Source organism: Streptomyces sp. NPDC087263, assembly GCF_044744645.1.
Classification (GTDB): Bacteria; Actinomycetota; Actinomycetes; order Streptomycetales; family Streptomycetaceae; genus Streptomyces.
The window spans coordinates 554824-566589 of record NZ_JBIUYT010000004.1 but is presented as its reverse complement, the minus strand read 5'-3'; the positions used below and the strand labels follow the sequence as shown (position 1 = coordinate 566589).

Annotated in this window: 13 protein-coding genes and 2 pseudogenes; 8 read left to right on the top strand and 7 right to left on the bottom strand. The window is 69.1% G+C overall.

Annotated elements, in window-relative coordinates; all coding sequences use genetic code 11:
* Positions 1 to 262: 262 nt before the first annotated feature.
* Positions 263 to 385, bottom strand: a complete 123-nt coding sequence (locus tag ACIPC1_RS15910; RefSeq protein WP_402517649.1) for a DUF397 domain-containing protein — start codon at positions 383 to 385, stop codon at positions 263 to 265.
* 101 nt (positions 386 to 486) lie between these two features.
* Positions 487 to 1161 (bottom strand): DUF5753 domain-containing protein, encoded by a 675-nt coding sequence (locus ACIPC1_RS15905; RefSeq protein ID WP_402517192.1) that lies wholly within the window; start codon positions 1159 to 1161, stop codon positions 487 to 489.
* Between the two features lie 23 nt (positions 1162 to 1184).
* Between ACIPC1_RS15905 and ACIPC1_RS15900 the strand changes: the two are divergent.
* From ACIPC1_RS15900 to ACIPC1_RS15890, 3 genes and pseudogenes are all read left to right on the top strand, one after another.
* Positions 1185 to 1466, top strand: a pseudogene (locus ACIPC1_RS15900) (restriction endonuclease); the annotation flags it as partial.
* Between the two features lie 157 nt (positions 1467 to 1623).
* The gene (locus ACIPC1_RS15895; protein ID WP_402517191.1) at positions 1624 to 1902 is read left to right on the top strand and encodes a CopG family transcriptional regulator; all 279 of its coding nucleotides are present in this window, start codon (positions 1624 to 1626) and stop codon (positions 1900 to 1902) included.
* Complete coding sequence (locus tag ACIPC1_RS15890) at positions 1899 to 2324, top strand: PIN domain-containing protein (RefSeq protein WP_402517188.1); 426 nt, start codon at positions 1899 to 1901, stop codon at positions 2322 to 2324. The genes ACIPC1_RS15895 and ACIPC1_RS15890 overlap by 4 nt, the downstream gene beginning before the upstream one ends.
* A 1184-nt stretch (positions 2325 to 3508) precedes the next feature.
* On the opposite strand, the gene ACIPC1_RS15885 is transcribed toward ACIPC1_RS15890, so the two are convergent.
* Positions 3509 to 4081: a TetR/AcrR family transcriptional regulator gene (locus tag ACIPC1_RS15885; protein ID WP_402517185.1), complete on the bottom strand. Its 573-nt coding sequence runs from the start codon at positions 4079 to 4081 to the stop codon at positions 3509 to 3511.
* A gap of 100 nt (positions 4082 to 4181) precedes the next feature.
* Here ACIPC1_RS15885 and ACIPC1_RS15880 point away from each other — a divergent pair, with 100 nt between their 5' ends.
* The 3 genes and pseudogenes from ACIPC1_RS15880 to ACIPC1_RS15870 form a co-directional block, all read left to right on the top strand.
* Positions 4182 to 5423, top strand: a complete 1242-nt coding sequence (locus tag ACIPC1_RS15880; RefSeq protein ID WP_402517182.1) for an MFS transporter — start codon at positions 4182 to 4184, stop codon at positions 5421 to 5423.
* Between the two features lie 83 nt (positions 5424 to 5506).
* On the top strand, positions 5507 to 5896 hold the full coding sequence (locus ACIPC1_RS15875; RefSeq protein ID WP_402517179.1) for a nuclear transport factor 2 family protein: 390 nt from the start codon (positions 5507 to 5509) through the stop codon (positions 5894 to 5896).
* Positions 5897 to 6019: 123 nt separating this feature from the next.
* Positions 6020 to 6228 (top strand): annotated as a pseudogene (locus ACIPC1_RS15870) (DUF4265 domain-containing protein); the annotation flags it as partial.
* Between the two features lie 513 nt (positions 6229 to 6741).
* Here the strand turns inward: ACIPC1_RS15870 and ACIPC1_RS15865 are convergent.
* The 3 genes from ACIPC1_RS15865 to ACIPC1_RS15855 are packed head-to-tail and all read right to left on the bottom strand — an operon-like array spanning position 6742 to position 8932.
* On the bottom strand, positions 6742 to 7368 hold the full coding sequence (locus tag ACIPC1_RS15865) for an HAD family hydrolase (protein ID WP_402517647.1): 627 nt from the start codon (positions 7366 to 7368) through the stop codon (positions 6742 to 6744).
* A 50-nt stretch (positions 7369 to 7418) separates the two neighbouring features.
* On the bottom strand, positions 7419 to 7718 hold the full coding sequence (locus tag ACIPC1_RS15860; RefSeq protein ID WP_402517176.1) for a hypothetical protein: 300 nt from the start codon (positions 7716 to 7718) through the stop codon (positions 7419 to 7421).
* Positions 7719 to 7726: 8 nt separating this feature from the next.
* Positions 7727 to 8932: an acyl-CoA dehydrogenase family protein gene (locus ACIPC1_RS15855; RefSeq protein ID WP_402517174.1), complete on the bottom strand. Its 1206-nt coding sequence runs from the start codon at positions 8930 to 8932 to the stop codon at positions 7727 to 7729.
* Positions 8933 to 9031: 99 nt separating this feature from the next.
* Here ACIPC1_RS15855 and ACIPC1_RS15850 point away from each other — a divergent pair, with 99 nt between their 5' ends.
* Positions 9032 to 9625, top strand: a complete 594-nt coding sequence (locus ACIPC1_RS15850; protein ID WP_402517171.1) for a TetR family transcriptional regulator — start codon at positions 9032 to 9034, stop codon at positions 9623 to 9625.
* A gap of 30 nt (positions 9626 to 9655) precedes the next feature.
* Here the strand turns inward: ACIPC1_RS15850 and ACIPC1_RS15845 are convergent, their stop codons facing one another.
* On the bottom strand, positions 9656 to 10807 hold the full coding sequence (locus ACIPC1_RS15845) for a ScbA/BarX family gamma-butyrolactone biosynthesis protein (protein ID WP_402517169.1): 1152 nt from the start codon (positions 10805 to 10807) through the stop codon (positions 9656 to 9658).
* A gap of 284 nt (positions 10808 to 11091) precedes the next feature.
* Between ACIPC1_RS15845 and ACIPC1_RS15840 the strand changes: the two genes are divergently transcribed.
* Positions 11092 to 11739: a ScbR family autoregulator-binding transcription factor gene (locus tag ACIPC1_RS15840; RefSeq protein WP_384388901.1), complete on the top strand. Its 648-nt coding sequence runs from the start codon at positions 11092 to 11094 to the stop codon at positions 11737 to 11739.
* Positions 11740 to 11766: the final 27 nt, after the last annotated feature.

The window sequence follows — 11766 nt, the reverse complement described above, 5'->3', positions numbered from 1 at the left end:
AGCGAACCAACGCTATCTGTGGGGCACGTGATGACACCAGTGGGGTTTCCGTCAAGCAGGAACGGCTCTATGCGTAGTTTGTTCTGAAATACATGACATCGTTCCGCACCCGATGTAATCAACATGAACGGATCGGGTAACTATGAAGTCCCGGCAGGAAGCCATCAGCCCTTCAATGCGAATCGCTCATTTGCCAACGCGCACTTTAACGCCGCTTGACGGTGGGCGGCAGGCACAGCCGCGACGAGGCCCTGCCGCGGCGTCAGACGTCTCCTCCAACCAGCCCGGCCACCAACACCCTCATTGAACCCCGCCCAAGGACCAACGCCCGAAGCCCAACCCGCTTCGAGTCCCGGACGGCCACATACGCCCCCAACTCCGCCACCTCCACGCAGTCGTTCGCACCCCCGCTGTACGAGCTCTTCCGCCACCGCGTCCCCGAGAGGTCGAGGTCGTGCTGAGCGTGGGCTGCGGGGTGGAGGCTGTTCACCGGGTGAGCTCCTCGCTGATCTGCGCGATGTGAGCGCGGGTCTCCGAAGGGCCGAGGGCACAGGCCCTCAACTGGTCGCAGATCTCCGTGTAGTTGTCGACGTCGTCGTCGGCCTCGAGGTACACGGAGTTCTTGGGGTTCTCCAGCCACACCAGGGCTGGGGTGGGTGCAGGGAACGTGAGGATGACGAACGGGCCGTACAGGCCGGGGTGGGCGCCGAGCGAGATGGGCAGCAACTGCACCGTGGCGTTGGGCAGTTCGCTCGCTTCGGTCAGCGCCTGCAGCTGGTCGCGCATCACGTCCGCCGAGCCGACCGTGCGCCGCGGCGCCGCCTCGTCGAGGATCGCCCAGAGCTTGGCGGGGTGCTCGCCGCCCAGGCGGCTGTTCTGCCGCTCCATGCGGACCTTGGCCAGGGACTCCACCGGAGGGGCGTGAGTTCCATACGCATTCTGGGAGATGACGGCCCGCGTGTAGTCCTCGGTCTGGAGGAGGGGCCCCGTACGAGCATCGGCTGGTAGTTGGCGAGCGACACCGCGCCGGAGTCCAGTGCCAGGTAGCCGTCGTAGCGAGTTGCCGTCAGGACAGTCGAGTGTTCCGATGAGGTACGGCCAGATCTTTGACCAGAACATCACCAGCGTGACCAGCAGCAGGGCACCATCGTCGAGGATCACCTTCCACTGCCTGTGTGCAGATGCTTCGGCGCGAGCCGTCGCTGCTCGGCCGGATGGCACGGGTCCTGCTCGACCTGCACTTCCCGCCTTCGCCCCACAGCGACCTGTGCGAAGCCGACGGCCTGGAACTGGAGCCGACGGAGGCCGGACAGTTCCCGGCCGGGCGGAGGCGGCGGGATCCACAGATGCGGGATGCGGGAGCTGGTTCCGACGGCCTATGAGTACCGGTGCACCTTCTGCGGATGCGACGGCAGGATCGGCGCGGTGCCGGTCGGACGGAGGCCGCATATGTGCGCTGGTGGGCGCCCGGCGAACTGGGCCTCCCCCGTCGCACTTCGGCGTCGGCCCGGGGTGGACGTGCATCGTTCCCGCCGTGCCGGCGGGCCGTCTGACCGAGTAGGCCGAGCGTCGATCGCGCGACCCGCCGGTAAGGAGCGTGACACCAAGAGTATGGTCTCTTGTATGGCGACGAAAAAGGTAACCGTGACGATCCCCGAGGATCTCCTGGACGAGATCCGAGCGGACGCGGCAGAGCGGGGCCTGTCGGCATACGTCGCCGAGGCTCTGCGCTTCAAACGTGACCGGGACCGGCTCCAGGAACTGGTCGGCTGGCTACAGGAAGAACACGGCCCCGTCACTGAGGACGAGCATGCGGCAGCCCTCGACGAGCTGGAGGAACTCGACGCCGAACACGAGCGGCGTCGAAGCGCCGGAAAGCGCAACGCCGGAGAGGCTGCGTGAAGAAGCGAGCCGGTGAGCGTGGACAGCGGCCGCTCCGTGTCTTTGTCCTGGACTGTGAAGCCCTCTCCCTGGCAGTGCGCGGTGATCGGAAGATGATCGCCTGGCTCGACCTCGCGGCGCGAGGGGAAGCCGAGGTGGTGACGTCCCCGATGACACTGGTCGAGGCGTACGACGGCAGAACGACCGAACAGCGCTGGGACTGGGTCGTGTCCCGGCTCCAGGTCGTCGACATCGGGAAGGACGAGGCCCGCCAGGCACGCCGGCTCCTGGCCGACGCCAAGCTGCACGGCCACAAGTACGCGATCGACGCCGTACTCGCCGTCATCGCACGACAGCAGAAGGGACAGGTCACCGTCCTCACCTCGGACGTCGACGACCTGGAGAAGCTGGTGCCGGACACGATCGTCGTCAAAAAGGTGTGACACTGGAGTGGGACCGTCGCTGCCCACCGCAGTACTCCCGGGAGCCGTTCGGGAGCCAATCCGCTCCCCGAACGCCCGCGACACCACGCCGGACCGACCCGCACCCACCACTTGACCTGGGAAAAGCGGCACGCTCTGGCAGTGCGTTGGGACGCGCCGCTCCACGGCCTATGCAAGGAGTGTGCCGCCTCGGCGCGGCAGCTCGTTCATCTGGTCCGTCGCCTTGACCGAGTCACGGACCGAGACGACCAGACTGGCAAGATCGACAGTGAACACGCCCAGCTCCGATCCATAGTGCAGCAGCTGCGCATCCTGGGAACGGCGGATCTCCAGCGTTCCTCGACCTGGGCGAGTTTCCACCGCTCGACGCCGACGCGGGCGAAGAAGAGTTCGGCCGGCTCGTTGCCGTGGCCGAGGACCCGTCGAACGCGGTGGCCGCTGCCGAGGAGGCGACGGGCGCAGTGCGGAAGCGGTGGGTCAACGAAAACATCGTCCAGGACGAATACGGCGACTTCGTTCGAGCGGGCCAGCCCTCGGACCAGTCCCCCGACGGGCACCCCTGGCCAACTCGTGGAGCAGGCAGCTAGAGGGCGTCTGAAAAGCCGGTCAGCGGGCTGGTCTTGCGAGGCGGCGCGGTTGCCCCAGACCCTGCCGCTGGTCCCGGTACCGGAACGGGTCTTCGACAGCGAACTGCCACCACGCGTGCCATGTCTGAGGGAGGGGATGCGGGTGCGGCTGAGAGAAGGGGTAGTCCTCCAGGGAAACGCCTTCCGCGTACAGGCGGCCCTCCGTGTCTGTCGTGACCTGATGGTGCATGCCATCGACCGCCACAGCGATGTACGGGTTTCCACCGGGCTGTCTTCCAAGGCGTAACCGACATCATGCGACCCCACGAACCGGTCCTGGTCGAGATGTCCGGAGCCAAGATGACGGCGGCCTTCATCGACCCCGAGAGGGCGTTGGCCGCGGCCAATTGCGCCTCGCCTCGCAGATCAACGTCATGACGGGCAGCATCTTCTGTCCCGCCGGGCGGACACGAACGGCCCCTCCCCTCAGTGGCGAGCTGTGGCTGCGGCACACAATCGATATCGCTGCGGTGCCCCACTGCTCGAATATCTGAGCAGAGCCAACTTCGGGGTGCGGCTTCCAAGCAGACCGCTGTCGCGGAGGGGCGCTGCGTGGCGTCAGTTCTGTGGCGGGGTTTCGCTGTGTCCGGGGAGGGTGCGGACTGCTTCGGCGATGGCGGGTCGGAGTTGTTCGAGGGTGCCGTCGGGGCCGAGGATCATGCGGCGGAGCTGGGGCATGGCCAGGCTCCAGCCGACCAGGCCGAGGGTGAAGAACAGCCGGCCGCGGGCTTCGCCGTCCGAGGCGGCCTGGGTGGCGCGGACCTTGTCCTCGTAGTGCTGGGTGCGGGCCTCTTCGCCGGGTACGGGCTGGTCGCCGAGTTCGAGCGCCTCCCACATGAGCAGGCGCAGGGCTTCGGGGTGGGCACGGTGGTAGTCGAAGAGCCGCTCGGCATAGGCGGGCAGGTCCTCGTCGCCGGGCGGGACGGCCTGGGCGAGGTCGGCCATGAGGCGTTCCAGGACGGCGGCGAAGAGCTTGTTCTTGTCGCCGAAGTACTCGTAGATGGCCCGCTTGTTGGCCTTGGCCTCGGCGGCGATGCGGTCCACTCGGGCGCCGGCCATGCCGTGCTGGGCGAACTCCGCAGTCGCAGCCGCCAGGATCCGCTCTTTGGTCGCCTTCGAGTCGTACGCCATGCACTGATGTTAACGAACCAGTTCGTTTGACCGATCGCAGAGCCGTCTGCAACTCTCTCCTCAGCATCCGAACCATCTAGTTCGTTCGTTTGGAGTTGTGATGCCCTGCCCTGATCCGCCACCACCCTCCGCACCGGCCCTGTCCCGTCGGCTGCCGTTGGTCATGGCGCTGGCCTGCGGGGTCAGCGTGGCGAACGTCTACTTCCCGCAGGCCCTGGCGCCGCTCATTGCCGACAGCTTCGGCACCACGGCGGATGCGGCCGCGGCCGTGGCGACCGTGACGCAGCTCGGGTATGCGGTCGGGATCTTCTTTCTGGTCCCACTCGGCGACCGGCTCCCGCGCCGCCCCCTGATCACCGCGCTGCTCGCCGTGACCGCCCTTGCCCTCCTGGCCGCCGCTCTCGCCCCGGCCACCGGCGCCCTGCTCGCGGCCGGCGCGGTGGTCGGGGTGGCGACCGTGGTGCCACAGTTGCTGCTGCCCATGGCCGCGGGGCTGGTTTCGGCCGACCGGCGCGGCGCCGTCATCGGGACCCTGCAAGGCGGGCTGATCGGCGGGATCCTGCTGGCCCGCACCTTCGGCGCCACCCTCGGAGAGCAACTGGGCTGGCGCGCCCCGTACTTGGTCGCGGCCGCGCTCACCGTACTGCTGGCGATCGTGCTCCACACCGCCCTGCCGGACACCGCTCCGGCCGTACGAGAACGCTACAGCGCCCTGCTCGCGGCCGGCCTGTGGATGCTGCGCACCGAGCCGGACCTGCGGCGCTCGGCCCTTTTCCAGGCCACCCTCTTCGGCGGTTTCAGTGCCGCCTGGACCGCGCTCGCCCTGCTGATCACCGGCCCTCACTACGCCCTCAATACGCAGGTGGTCGGCGTGTTGGCGTTGATCGGGGCGGCCAGCATGTTCTGCGCCCCGGCCGCCGGACGGTGGGTGGACCGCAACGGCGCGGACCGGGTGAACCTGTGGTGCATCCTTGCCACCCTCACCGCAGCGGCCGTCCTGGCCGGAGGCGCGGCCGGCTCCTGGACGGGACTGGCGGCCCTGGTGGCCGGGCTGTTACTGCTCGACATCGCGGTGCAGTGCAGCCAAGTCGCCAACCAGGCCCGCATCTTCGCGCTGCATCCCGAGGCCCGCAGCCGACTGAACACCGCGTACATGACCTGCTCGTTCCTCGGCGGCAGCGCCGGGTCCTGGCTCGGGATCCGTGCCTATGCCCGGCTGAGCTGGCTGGGCGTGTGCGCACTCATAGGAGTACTCGCTCTCCTCGCGTTCGCCCTCTACGTCACCGGTGCCCGTCGGCAGCAGGCACGCGCTGCGGCACAGCCCGAACTGCCGGCCCGGTGAGCGGCGACCGGCCCCCAGCGCGGGCCCCTCCGGCCACCTCGAATCACTCCGCCCCCTCCACCCTCCGATTCGAAGGATCCTTCATGACATACCCGGCCATGCCGCTGGCAGTACTCCAGTTCTTCCGCGCCTCCCAGCAGGGCGATGCCGATGCCTGGGCCCAGGCATTCGCCGCGGACGGCGTCTTCCACGACCCGGTCGGCACACCGCCCCTCACCGGACGCACCGCCATCCGCGACTTCATCACCTCCGTACTGCCCAACTTCCAGCCCTTCCTCGGCCTCACCCCCGTGGAGGCGCACACGGTCGGCAACCGGGTCGCCGTCTCCTGGCGAGGCGCCGCCGTCGCCCTTGACGGCAAGCCGGTCAACTGGTCCGGCATCAACATCTACGAACTCGGCGAGGACGGCCTCATCCAGGACGCCAAGGCGTACTTCAACCACGCCGTCTTCCAAGCCCAACTCGCAAGCTAGCCCCGCACCAGGGCCGATTGAGGCCAGCTTCGACTGTCCTCGGCCCATGGACCCTGACCGAGGACAGTCGCAGGTTGATCAACCAACTCGGCCCCAGTGAGAAGTGCCGTCTCCGGGCGGCGCATGATGCCCGTCATCGAAAGCACGGTCGAGAAGATCAAGGTCTGGTTCCGGTTCGTTCCCCGCGAGGGTTGGTTCCCGCAGGGCACAGAGGGTCTGTGGGCAACGAAGCTCGGCGATGACACGGCCATCGTGCAGAACATCCCCTCCTTCAGGAGGGGGTCGCTGAAGGTGACGTGGTTCGGTATCAGACCGATGCCGACGCCGGCCACCGCCCCGGGGGGCACTTTTGACGGAGTCACCATGACCGACTTCCCTCATGTGCTTGCCACTTGGCGCACCGACCAGCACCCGACCTCCGAGCTGCGGCGATCGACTGTGAGCTCGGCACCTCTTCGATCGACGTGTGAACAGTCCGGCAGGAAGCGGTGGCGGTCGTGCGCGTTACTCATTCCGGTCGGCAGTTCCCTCCACGGCCGGGTGGGTCAGGTCCGCTTCCCGGTGCCCTGGCGTATGGGTGCCTTCGATGTCCTCGAAGGCGTCCTCTGCGACGACGGCGAGCGCCGTGTCCAGGATCCAGGATCCAGGATCTTCTTCGCGTTGCGGTAGTTGATGCACAGCACCTGTCCGCCGTCACCACGGATGTCGATATCCGCCTCCGCCGGCCGGAAGCCTCCCAGGCAGACCGCGCCGTTTCGGGCTCCGCGACGGAACACGCGCGTCGCGGAGCCGGTACGGGATTCTCGCCTCGGGATTCTCGCCCCGAGGTTCTCGCCCCGGGGGTCTCAGCAGACCGGCGGGGCGAGGGTGCCGTCGGGGGCGACCATGACGGGGTGGCCGACGGTGCGGAGCATCGGGAGGTCGGACGGGTGGTCCCCGTAGGCGTGGCAGTCGGCGGGGTCGATGTGCGGGTGGCGGGCGAGGAGTTCGCGTGCCAGGGTTCGTTTTCCCTCGCCGATCGCCGGTGGGCCGATGAGTCCTCCGGTCAGGACCCGGCCGCAGCGCTCCAGCCGGGCAGAGAGCACGAACCGTGCGCCGACCTCTTCGGCGACCGGACCGAGCAGGGGCGGGAACGTCCCGGAGACCAGGGCGACTGCCGCGCCTTCGGCCCGGTGGCGGCGCAGTTCGGCGGCGGTGGCCGCGATGTAGAAGTCCGCGGCCTTACTGCGTTCCGCGTACCAGCGGCGTGCCCAGGTCTCCAGCTCCACGACCGACCGGCCGCGCCATGCCCGGTGGTACTCCCGGTTGGCCTCCTCGCGCGGAAGGCCCCGGGCCACCCGCCCGTACAGGTCCACCAGGAACTCCTCGGCCTGCCGCGCCCCTTCGGGGCCGTGGCGGCCGGCCAGGTAGTAGCGGAGGAAATCGGCTGGGCTCGTGCACCGGATGAGGGTGTCGTCCACATCGCAGAACACCAGCCGCCGCGGACTCGGATCGGAGCCTTGCTCCGGACTCCGTTCAAGACTCACCGGACCCGGCTCACCACGTCGCTCACGACCCCGTTCAGGACCCACCGGACCCGACTCACCACGTCGCTCACGACCCCGTTCAAGACCCACCGGACCCGACTCACCACGTCGCTCACGACCCCGTTCAAGACCCACCGGACCCGGCCCACCACGTCGCTCACGACCCCGTTCAAGACCCACCGGACCCGACTCACCACGTCGCTCACGACCCCGTTCAAGACCCACCGGACCCGGCCCACCACGTTGCTCACGACCCCGTTCAAGACCCACCGGACCCGGCCCACCACGTTGCTCACGACCCCGTTCAGGACTCACCGGCGGACACCTCCTGGAGCGTGGCGGGCTCGGTGAGGGCGGCCTGCTCCTGGACGAGTTCGGAGAAGACGGACGTCGCGTACGCCACCCCCGCCGACTCGCGACGCAGCAACTGGTGGGCGGCGGCCATGTGGACGTCGCGCCAGCTGCGTTCCAGGACGCCGGTGCCGGCGTGGGCTCCGGCCGTGCGGAAGAGCCGTTCGACCCCGTCGACCAGGAGATCCGCTCCGGCGGCCGTGATCCGCCGGTTCCTGAGGACGTCCCGGTCGGCGCGGGTGCCCGTGTCGGCGCGCCGGGCGGCGTCCTGGAGGAGCAGCTGGGCGGTGTCGATGTCGTCCGCCGAGCGCGCCAGGGCGTGGTGCAGACGGCTGCCGTCGTCGTCCGGGCGCCGCAGGGCCTGGGTCCGTGCCGCCCAGGACGACCATTCGCCCAGGGCGCGGCGGGCGGCGCCGACCGCGGGGGCGCAGAACAGGAGGCCGCCCGCGAGGTGGGCCGGCACGGTGTGGCACCTGGCCCGCCCCGGTCCCGACACGCCCGACACGAGGTCCGCCATGAGGAAGGTGCGGTGGTCGGGCACGAACGCGGGTTCCATGACCGCGGTGTGACTGCCGGTGCCGCGCATCCCGGTGCTGTGCCAGGTGTCCCGGACGCTGATGTCGTCCCTGGGCACGGCGAACAGGCGGCACCGTGGGCCGTCCGCGCCGGGCTCCATCGCCGCCAGCAGAAGCCAGTGGGCGAACTCCACCCCGCTGACGTTCTCCCACTCGCCGCTCAGCAGCCAGCCCGAGGGGAGGCGCCGGGCCTCGCCGGACGGCTTGACCGACGCGGAGATACGTACGTCGGGGCCGGCCGCCCACAGGTCGTGCTGTCCGTCGGGTGGTAAGTAGGCGGCGTACCGGCCGTGGGCCGACCACAGGGCCGCGCACCACGCCGCGGAGGCACAGCCCTCGCCGAGGGCGGCCACGGCCGCGAGCAGGGCTTCGAACGTGCCTTCCGTTCCGCCCCAGGCCCGGGGCACCAAGTGGCGGGCGAAGCCCGCACTGGTCAGCAGAGCGACGGTCTGGTGGCTCAGTCGGCGTGTGGCGTCGGCGGTCGAGGCGTACGCGGCCGCCGATTCGGCGGCTGTCAGAACCGCGACCGACGTCGCCTCAAGGGCTTCTCGCCGCTCGGACTTCGGGTTTTGAAGCTGAATCATGTCTGGTAAGCACCTCACCCGGTGATTAGAATTCGTTCCTGAACGTATTTTTCTTGGGGCCGGCCCCCACCGCGGCTCTCAGTGAAGGAGGTGAGCGTCGTGGCCAAGCAGGCACGCGCCATGCGCACGTACGACCGCGTACTCGATGCGGCCGCCGAGGAGTTCGCCCGGTACGGATACGCGAACACCAATCTGCAGAAGATCGCCGACCGGATCGGGGTGACGAAGGGAGCGCTCTACGGACACTTCGCCAGCAAGGAGGAGCTGGCCGCCGCGCTCACCGACCATCTGGACGGCGCCATGGAAGCCCTGCTCACCGATGCCACCAAGCCATCCACCCCGACACTGAACCGGCTGCGCGCCCTCGTCCTCACCCTCGGCCGGCTCTTCCAGACGGACGCGCGGGCCCTGGCGGCCCTCCGACTCGCGGTGGAGGCGGCCTGGGCCGACTCCGTGCCGATCCCGCTGCTGGTGCACACCCACGGGGTCGTACTCCAGCTGGTGGGCGAGACGCAGGAGGAGGAGCACCTGGACACCGCGGTGTCACCAAGGCCCCTCGCGGACCTCATCGTGGCGGCGCTCTTCGGGGTGATCTGCACGAGGTACGGCGGCGAGCGTGCCGAACCCGGCGACCTCGTCGAGGCGATGTGGAACGCCCTGACACACGCCTTGGGAGCGACCCCACCGCGCTGAACGCCGACGACCCACAGGGAGGCGGACACCCTAGTGGGAGGCGGCAGACAGCGGCTGGGACGCGGCAAGGCGGCGCGGGTCCCGCCGGCCCACACTCCGCCACGCCGTGTCGGCGACGGCCAGCCGCGTGCCGCCCTGATGGGCCTCGACACGAAGCCGACGGCTCCCGTCCCGCACGGTGTCGGGCGTGTTGTCCACGGCCGTCAGGTGGACCGGCGCCCCGAGCTCACCGAAGGCGGCGCAGTCCAGGGCCAGCCCGGCCAGCACGAACGCCCCGTCGAGCGGCGCCCCTTGGGCGGTCTCGTGCACGGTGAGATGCCCGAGCTGCCGGAAGCCCTCCAGCATGACCATGAGGGGGATGTGATCGGTGGGGTGATCGAAGAGGACCGCGTGATCCCGGTCGATCCGCAGCCGCCACACGCGGTCCGGCCGCCCCTGGACCTCCCGTTCCGGCCCCTCCCGCCCCTGGACCTCCCGTTCCAACACCTCCCGCCCCTGCACCTCCCGTTCCGGCACATCCCTCTCCAGCACGCAGTCCCTCCAGCGCTGCCGGCCGACCCGGTGCGGCGGCACGACCTCGACGTCGGCGACGGGGGCGGGGGCAGGGGCAGGGACAGCGACACCCTCGGTCACCCCCGCACCCACCGCTGCCCCCGAGGCCGCGGCCGCGGCCTCGGCCGCGCGCTTGCGCAGCAAGCCGTACCTGCGGTCGTCCACGATCAGGCCGCGTGCGTGGCCGCGCCCGCAGACCCGGCCGTCCACCACGAGGGAGACATTCATGCGGGCACCGGCCCGGCGCGCGGGGGTGCCCCCCTGCCACTCCCACGTCCCGTCGAGCAGCACCGACAGCGGCGCCCCTCCGACCCGCAGCGCGGCGTGGTCGGTGATCTCGAAGCTGATGTCCTGTCCGACGAAGTGGTGCCCGAGGGGCACGTCGAAGAAGGTGTGGGCCGCGTAGAAGTGGGCCTGGCGGAGCGTCTCCACGAACAGGAGCGGATCGTTCAGCCCGTTCTCGTCCGGGTGATAGAGCGCGTGGTCACGCGGCCACTGGGCGGCGATCACGAACGTGCTGTCACCCGTGCGTAAGCCGTCGGTGACGAACACCTCGGACACGGAGCTGCGGTGCACCAGTTCCCGTGTGACGGGCTGGAGGAACCGGAGCGTCTCCTTCGCGGACACCATTGCTAGTGGCTGCGGGTACCTGGAATCATTGAGCCTGGAGTCACCGAGCGTGGACTCACCGAGTACAACGTACATCTGTAACTTCGCCTCCCCGGGCTGGAGCCAACCATGCGAGCGAACAGACGTGCGGCGCCTTCTGGCGATTCATTAATATACCTACGCGAAGGTATATTACAAGCCTCGGCGTCGTACGCTTTCGTGGTCAACTCTCCTTACTGGTAAGGCGGTTGGGTCCGAGAGATCCTCTCAGTCGCAGCAGATCAGCCCGTCACGATTTGGATGTCATGAGTAACGAGCGCAACGTACCGGCGGCCCACCTGCCCGTGGGCACACCCTTCGATGACACCTCACACCTCAAGCAGCAGCGCGCGATCAACACCCGCGCCACGATCCTCAACGCGGCGGCCGCCGCCTTCGCGGAGGACGGCTTTCCCCAGGTCACCATCAAGGACATCGCGGATCGCGCCGGGATGACCAAGGGCGCCGTCTACTTCCACTTCGCCAACAAGGAGATGCTCGCCGTCTCCGTGACGGACGAGTTCTACCGGCGGATGCAGAAGGTCATCGACGGGGCCCTGGAGAACGGCGACCCGGCCTCGCCCGCCACGGTCGTGGACACGGTGATGCGCCTCGCCCACGCCTTCCACGACGACACCTTCATCCACGCCGGGGCCCGGCTACAGATCGAACAGGCCTACATCAAGGCCGAGTTGCCCGTCCCCTACACCGGGACGCTGGACGTGCTCACCGAACTCCTGGAGAAGTGCAGCCAGGCCGGACGGCTCCCGGAGGGCAGCAATCCGGCGGCCCTGGCCCGCGCACTGGGTGCCGCGGTGTTCGGCGCTCAGCACATCTCCTGGGTGCTGAACGGTCGCGAGGACGTCGTGGAGCGGGTCGAGGAAGTCGTCGAGGCCTTCGTTCCTTTGCACTGAGAAACCGCCCGGCCCAGAAAAGGGCCG

Coding starts and splice junctions, on each gene's coding strand:
- ACIPC1_RS15880 (WP_402517182.1), top strand. CDS start 4,182: ATGCCCTGCCCTGATCCGCCACCACCCTCCGCACCGGCCCTGTCCCGT.
- ACIPC1_RS15855 (WP_402517174.1), bottom strand. CDS start 8,932: ATGATTCAGCTTCAAAACCCGAAGTCCGAGCGGCGAGAAGCCCTTGAG.
- ACIPC1_RS15885 (WP_402517185.1), bottom strand. CDS start 4,081: ATGGCGTACGACTCGAAGGCGACCAAAGAGCGGATCCTGGCGGCTGCG.
- ACIPC1_RS15840 (WP_384388901.1), top strand. CDS start 11,092: ATGAGTAACGAGCGCAACGTACCGGCGGCCCACCTGCCCGTGGGCACA.
- ACIPC1_RS15875 (WP_402517179.1), top strand. CDS start 5,507: ATGACATACCCGGCCATGCCGCTGGCAGTACTCCAGTTCTTCCGCGCC.
- ACIPC1_RS15895 (WP_402517191.1), top strand. CDS start 1,624: ATGGCGACGAAAAAGGTAACCGTGACGATCCCCGAGGATCTCCTGGAC.
- ACIPC1_RS15845 (WP_402517169.1), bottom strand. CDS start 10,807: ATGGTGTCCGCGAAGGAGACGCTCCGGTTCCTCCAGCCCGTCACACGG.